The 5,810-nt window shown below is 64.8% G+C and carries 4 protein-coding genes; 1 reads left to right on the forward strand and 3 read right to left on the reverse strand.

What is annotated here, in order from left to right:
• The 3 genes from AC54T3_RS17005 to AC54T3_RS17015 all read right to left on the reverse strand — a co-directional run.
• Positions 1-1,825, reverse strand: a 1,825-nt coding sequence (locus tag AC54T3_RS17005; protein ID WP_496626503.1) for an ECF transporter S component, incomplete at its 3' end; no start/stop codon positions are given.
• A gap of 290 nt (positions 1,826-2,115) precedes the next feature.
• Positions 2,116-2,841 carry a response regulator transcription factor gene (locus AC54T3_RS17010; RefSeq protein ID WP_496626504.1) on the reverse strand — a complete coding sequence of 242 codons (726 nt, stop codon included), beginning with the start codon at positions 2,839-2,841 and terminating at the stop codon, positions 2,116-2,118.
• 37 nt (positions 2,842-2,878) lie between these two features.
• The gene (locus AC54T3_RS17015) at positions 2,879-4,054 is read right to left on the reverse strand and encodes an EAL domain-containing response regulator (RefSeq protein ID WP_496626505.1); all 1,176 of its coding nucleotides are present in this window, start codon (positions 4,052-4,054) and stop codon (positions 2,879-2,881) included.
• Positions 4,055-4,156: 102 nt separating this feature from the next.
• Here AC54T3_RS17015 and AC54T3_RS17020 point away from each other — a divergent pair.
• A partial coding sequence (locus AC54T3_RS17020) for an ECF transporter S component (RefSeq protein ID WP_496626506.1) occupies positions 4,157-5,810 on the forward strand: 1,654 nt, incomplete at its 3' end.

Raw genomic sequence — 5,810 nt, forward strand, 5'->3', positions numbered from 1 at the left:
CCCCGGTCTGGGCTTGCGAGAGCGCCTCGATCAGCACCTGATGCCGACGCCGCAGCTGCAGCGACTCGAAGGCAACGCCCGCGAGGCTGGTCGCGACCTCCAGAACCTTGCGGGCAAAGCACGCATCGGCGGTGTCCGGTTCGGTTGCCTGGTGTTCGATGGCGATGAGCAGGCTGGCATGCCCGACGATCGGGAGCACGAGACCAGAGGCCGCAGCCGCGTCCGTGTCCGAGAGGCTGGCCGCAGCGGGCAGCGGATAGGGGGTTGCGGTTTTGAGGGCGTCCTTGCAGCAGGCGATGACGGCCGCTTGGGCGAGCAGCGACGGGGTGCCGTTATCGGGTGCGAGCGCTGCGACACAGGCCCTGCCGAGCGGTTTGAGTTCACCGCTCGGTCCTTGCCGCAGCAGCAGGCAGGTATGCGTCGGCAGCAGGCGCTCGAGTTCGCCGCACAGATCATCGGCGAAGGCGGGCTCGTCCTCATCGCGCTCGATCAGCCGCGAGAGCAAGGTGGCTTGCAGCGTCGCGATCGACTGTTGTTGGCTCTGGCGCTGCTTCTCGCTCTCGAGCAGGTCGAAGCTGACACGGAGCGATTGCGCCATGTCGGTGACGGTCGCGGCGAGTTCGTCGGTCTCGCGGATCGCATTGTTGGTCAGTCGTGGCAGCGGTTGCGAGCCAGCGATCGCGGTCGGCAACTGCTGCGTGGCTTGCACCAGTTGCTGTAAGGGGTGGGTCAGCCTACTGCTGAGCCAGGCGGCGAGGGTGATGCCGAACAGCGCGAGGCTGAGCAAGGCCAAGAGTAGACGCAGGATCTGCTGTTGCAGCGCATCGATCAGCGGCGCCGCGCTGAAGCTGACGATGAGCGCCTGATGGGCGAGTGGCGACAGATCTTTAGGCAAGCGAACGCTGTAGTCGGCGTCGCGCCAGAGCGCGATCAGGGACGTATAGGAGGGTTCGGGCAGGGTCACCAAGAGTCCTTCCACCGAGGTTGTGCGACGGCCCTCTTCGGCGTCAGGCGCCCAGGTGGACCAGGGCTCGAAGGTGAGCGACAAGCCCGGCCCCCAGTCAACGGAGAGCTGCCGGCAGAGCGATTGGCTCAGGGCATCGAGCGCGGCCTCAAGCTCGAGCGGGTCGATCGTTTCGACATCGACACGCTGAGCGAGCTGGTTCACGACCACGGCGCCGGTCAGCTTGGCGCGCTGGGCGAACTCGGTCTCCAGGCGATGCTTGAGCCCCATGTTCAGCCACATGGTGAGCAGCAACGCCGGTAGCAGGAGTGCGAGCAGTAAGACATTGAACAGCACGCGACGGAAGCTAATAACGCCACGTTGACTCTTCAGGAACAGGGCCACCGTCAAGACGATCAAGCCGGCAACGGCGGCATTCAGGAGGCCGTTGATCGCTTCCTTGAGCGCGAGCATCCAGGTCGAGGTCGCCTCAAGCCCGAGGGCGAAGTGATCGAAGAACAGGCTGAGCGGAATGCCGAGCAGCACCCAATACAGGGCATCGCTGGTGGCGAGCATGGGAATGCGTTGCTCGCGGCGCGCGGCGCGCTGCCGCAGCCCGCCGACGAACGCAATCTCGGCCACCAAGACGATGGCGGCGTAAGGATGCTCCAACAGCAGCCAGGTCGCGCTGCCGCCGACCACAGCGACCAGCAGGCCGGCGCGCGGGCCGAGCCAAAACAGGGCCAGCAACGCAGCAATGGAGCCGAACCGGAAATCAACGCCAAAGAACAGCGCGAGACTAAACGTGTTGCCTAGGAATGCCAATAGGCACAATAACGCGACCAGAAAAAACCGGATCATCCGTGTCGGCTTATGACTCATGAGCGATGTCCCGTGTTGATCGAGGGCGCTTTAGGAATGCTAACGCAATAGGCAATCCTGAAGGTGATTCAGTACCATATACAAAATGGGTTCAGCGCCGGGTAAAGACTTATAAAGGTCGCTACCTAGGGATGGCCGCGAACGGTAACAATAACCGACGCGATGCCGGCCAAAATGCGGGACAGAATGCTTGCAAAAAACCCAGGCCAGTGCCGCGCGAGGCGCCTGGTTAGGGGGCAGGCGGGCAGGTAAGGTAGGCAGGCGGAGTTGAGGGAAGCGGGCCGGCCGGCTCAGGACTCCGCTGGGTTTTCGTCGGCGGCGTCCATCCCTTCGAGCCTCAGGCGGTAGCCAAAGCCGCGCACGGGGCTGATCACAAGCTCGTCGATGTCGGTCTCGCGCAGCTTGCGCCGGATGTTGCCGATGTGCACGTCGATGCTGCGATCGCCCGGGTCCTGGGGGCCACGGTTGCTCAGGCGCTCGCGACTGACGGCGCGGCCATGCTGGCGCAGCAGGATGCCGAGCAGGCGTGCTTCGGTGCCGGTCAGGGTGAGGTCCGTCGCCGAGGCGCCGTTGCGATGGAGAGTTTGGGTGTTGGTGTCCAAGCGAAAGGGGCCAAACTCGACCATCCCCGCCGGCACATCGTCGAGCGCGCGGCGGCGCAAGACCGCGCGGATGCGCGCGAGGAGTTCCTCGATCGCGAAGGGCTTGACGATATAGTCATCCGCGCCCGCGTCGAGGCCCTCGACGCGGTCTTCGAGTTCCAGGCGTCCGGTGATGATGATCACCGCCACCGTGGTTGTCGAGACCAGCTCGCGGGCGATGTCGATGCCATCCTCGCCCCCCAGGTTGAGATCCAGCAGCACAAGGTCGGCTTCGTTGCGGCGGTAGGCCTGGCGCAGTGCTTGACTGCTATCGGCGAGGCTGACCTGATAGCCCGCCTTGGTCAGGTTACGCTGGAGCGCGAGCCCCATGCGCTGATCATCCTCGACGACGATGATGCTTGGTTTTTCGTCCATCGTTATTCAGCACATCAATGAACGTCGCCGGACGGCATCAGGAGGAGGTGAACTGTTCGATCGGCACGGGGCGACCGAACAGATAGCCTTGCAGACGATCGACGCCCATCGCGATGAGCCGATCGCGTTGCGCCTCGGTCTCGACGCCCTCGGCGACCACCTGCAGGTTGAGGCTGTGGGCCATGTGCAGCATGGAAGCGATGAGATTAGCGGATTTCTCCGAGTCGAACATCTCGGCGACGAAGGAGAGATCGATCTTCAGCGCGTCATAGGGCAGTTCGGCGAGGGCGCGGATGCTCGAGTAGCCGATGCCGAAATCATCGATCGCCAGCGAGGCGCCACCGAGGCGCAGTTGGGTGGTCAGCGCGCGCATCTGTTGCAGGTCGGGCAGGATCGCCGTCTCGGTGAGTTCGATGACGATGCGACTGCTGCCGGCAAAGGCATCGACCAGGCGTTTGACCATCGCGGTCGCGCCCTTGCGTTCGATGTTGGCGGCGGACAGGTTGACCGAGAGGAACTCGAGCCCGAGCGGCCTGAGTTGCGGCTCGAGTTCGATCAGGCGTTCGCTGAGCACGCGCGTCAGCTCCATGATCAGCCCGGAGCGCTCGGCGAGCGGGATGAAGGCGCCGGCGCCAAGCACGCCGCCCTCGGGCAGCGGCAGGCGGGCTAAGACCTCGGCGCCGACCGGCAGCAAGGTGCGCGCCGAGAGGATGGGCTGGAAGTAGGGCGTGATGCGCCCCGCGCGCAGGTACTCGCGCAGCTCCTCGACACTGAGTTCAGCCTGCCCCCCACCCGGGCCTGCGCCTGGCCCCCCACCCGGAGCGCGGGCCTTTGCCGAGCGCTCTGGTGGGCTGCGTCGGGACAGCACCGCCGGGAGTTCGCGCACCAGGTTGGCCTTGTTGACGACACCGTAGACGGTCAGCCCATTGCCTTGGGCGATGCGCCGAGCGGTATCCAGCAGTTCGTCGCCGTGTCCGGACAGGAACACGAGCGGCACCGTGGGATGATGCTCGGCGAGCCAGCCAAGCACGTCGACGCCGGTTTCGGTACCCAGACCAAGGTCTAACACGATAATATCCGGCACCTGCCGGTCGAGATCTTTTCGCAGCGCATGACTCGTGGTTTGGAAGCGCACCTTATGACCAAGCGAGCCGGCAAAGCGGCGCAAGGTTCTTTCCATGCGCGGATCGTCATCCAAGCAACTGAGGATCATGGTTCTCTATCTCGGTACTCTCCAGCTAAGCACGATCATAACGGAGCACAGCGCAGGTTCATAGGTTCCGCGCGCGCCGATTCAACCCCTTACGAGGTTCTCTTGCATCAACATCCCTCGAGCCCCTTCGCTCGTGCCCCCGCTTCATCATCCCTGCTGCAACTGCCTCCCGCCATCCGCCTGCTCATGCTTGTGTTGCTAAGCCTGTGGGCCCTGGCCGGCAACACCTTGACGCTGCCGCTGTTCATCGGCTTCGACCTGCTATTTGGCTCCATCGCTGCCTTTCTGGCCATGTACTGGCTTGGCCTGCCGGCGGGTCTGCTCGTCGCGGCGATCGGTAGCAGCACGACCTGGCTGCTTTGGGGGCATCCCTATGCCATGCTCATCAGCCTTGTCGAGATTGTGTTCGTCGGCGGGCTGCGTCAACGCGCGATGCGCCAACATCGGCGTCGCCCGGCCTTCGCCGCGCTCGATGCGCTCTTCTGGCTGGTGCTCGGGATACCGCTGGCGTTGCTCTTTTACCACTTCGCCCTGGGGATGGAGTGGATCACGACCTGGCTGGTCGCGCTCAAGCAGGCCCTCAATGGCATTATCAATGCTGCGAGCGCGGGTCTGATCGTGCTGGTGGCGGCCCTGATCTGGGGCCAGCGTCGGGCGATCACCTTCGATCGCATCTTGTTCAATATCCTCGTGCTGTCGCTGCTGGCGCCGGCCCTATTGCTCAGCGTTTGGCAGAACAAGGATCTGGTGCTCGAGCTGCAAGCCGTCGAGACCGACCTGATCGAGCGCGGCGAGCTTGATCCCGCTCATAAGGGCATCGGCGATCAGTGGCGCGAGCAGCGCAGTCTCGAGGTCGAGCCCTGGTTGTCGCTCACCTTGGAGTCGCCGCTGACGCCGCTCATCGACGACCTCAAGGGATACTTCCTGCGGCTGCTCCTGGCCTTGCTCGGCCTGGCCCTGTTCGGCATCGCGCTCGCGGCCTGGCTCAGCATCTGGTTGACCCGCCCCCTGCATCAACTGATCGAGTCCACTCAGCGGCTGCCAGCGGCGATTGCCGGCTCCCGGCCCATGCCGCAACTGACCAAGACCCCGATCCGCGAGACCGACGAGCTGGCCGAGACCATGATCGGCATGGCGCACTCGCTGCGCGTCAGCTTCGAGCAGCTCGAGCAGGAGAAGCAGCGCCAGAGCCGTCAGCAGGCGATGGCGGCCTTGCAGGCCAGACTGCTCTCGGAGCTGGTTGAGCGACAGGGCGATGAGGACTCCTTTGGGGAGTCGCTCTGCGCCGAGGTCGAGGGCATCCTGCCGAGTTATACCTGCCTGCTGCTGAGGCAGGCGGCGGATGGCAGCTTCACCTCGCTGAGACGCGCGCGGATTAGAGGCGCCGCCGGTGTCAGCGCGACGCAGCTCGCCGAGCATCCCGCATTGATCGCCTGCTGTGACCAGGCGTTGCGCTCGGCAAAGGCGCGTCCATTGGCGCTGAGCGACAGCCTCGCGGACGCGCGCTTTGAGAACGGGCCATCCCCCGAGATCCCGGCATTATCCGGACTGGTGTTGCCGATCGTTGGCTATTCGACGGTGCTCGTCGCCATCGAGCAGCGCCCGCGCCTGCGCGAGCAGACCGAGACCGGCGCCGCCTTCGCGCGCGCGATCTTGGACATCGCTAGCAGCACCGCCGGTGTCGCCTTCGAGGCGCTGCAACTGCGGCGTCGGCATCAGGTGCTGATCGAGGCGCTCTCGCAAGCCCAGACCGGGG

The organism is Halochromatium sp. NSM3 (genome assembly GCF_059621085.1).

Bases quoted from the DNA above. Each gene is read 5' to 3' on its own strand.
- AC54T3_RS17010 (WP_496626504.1), bottom strand. From the start codon at position 2,841: ATGGACGAAAAACCAAGCATCATCGTCGTCGAGGATGATCAGCGCATG.
- AC54T3_RS17015 (WP_496626505.1), bottom strand. From the start codon at position 4,054: ATGATCCTCAGTTGCTTGGATGACGATCCGCGCATGGAAAGAACCTTG.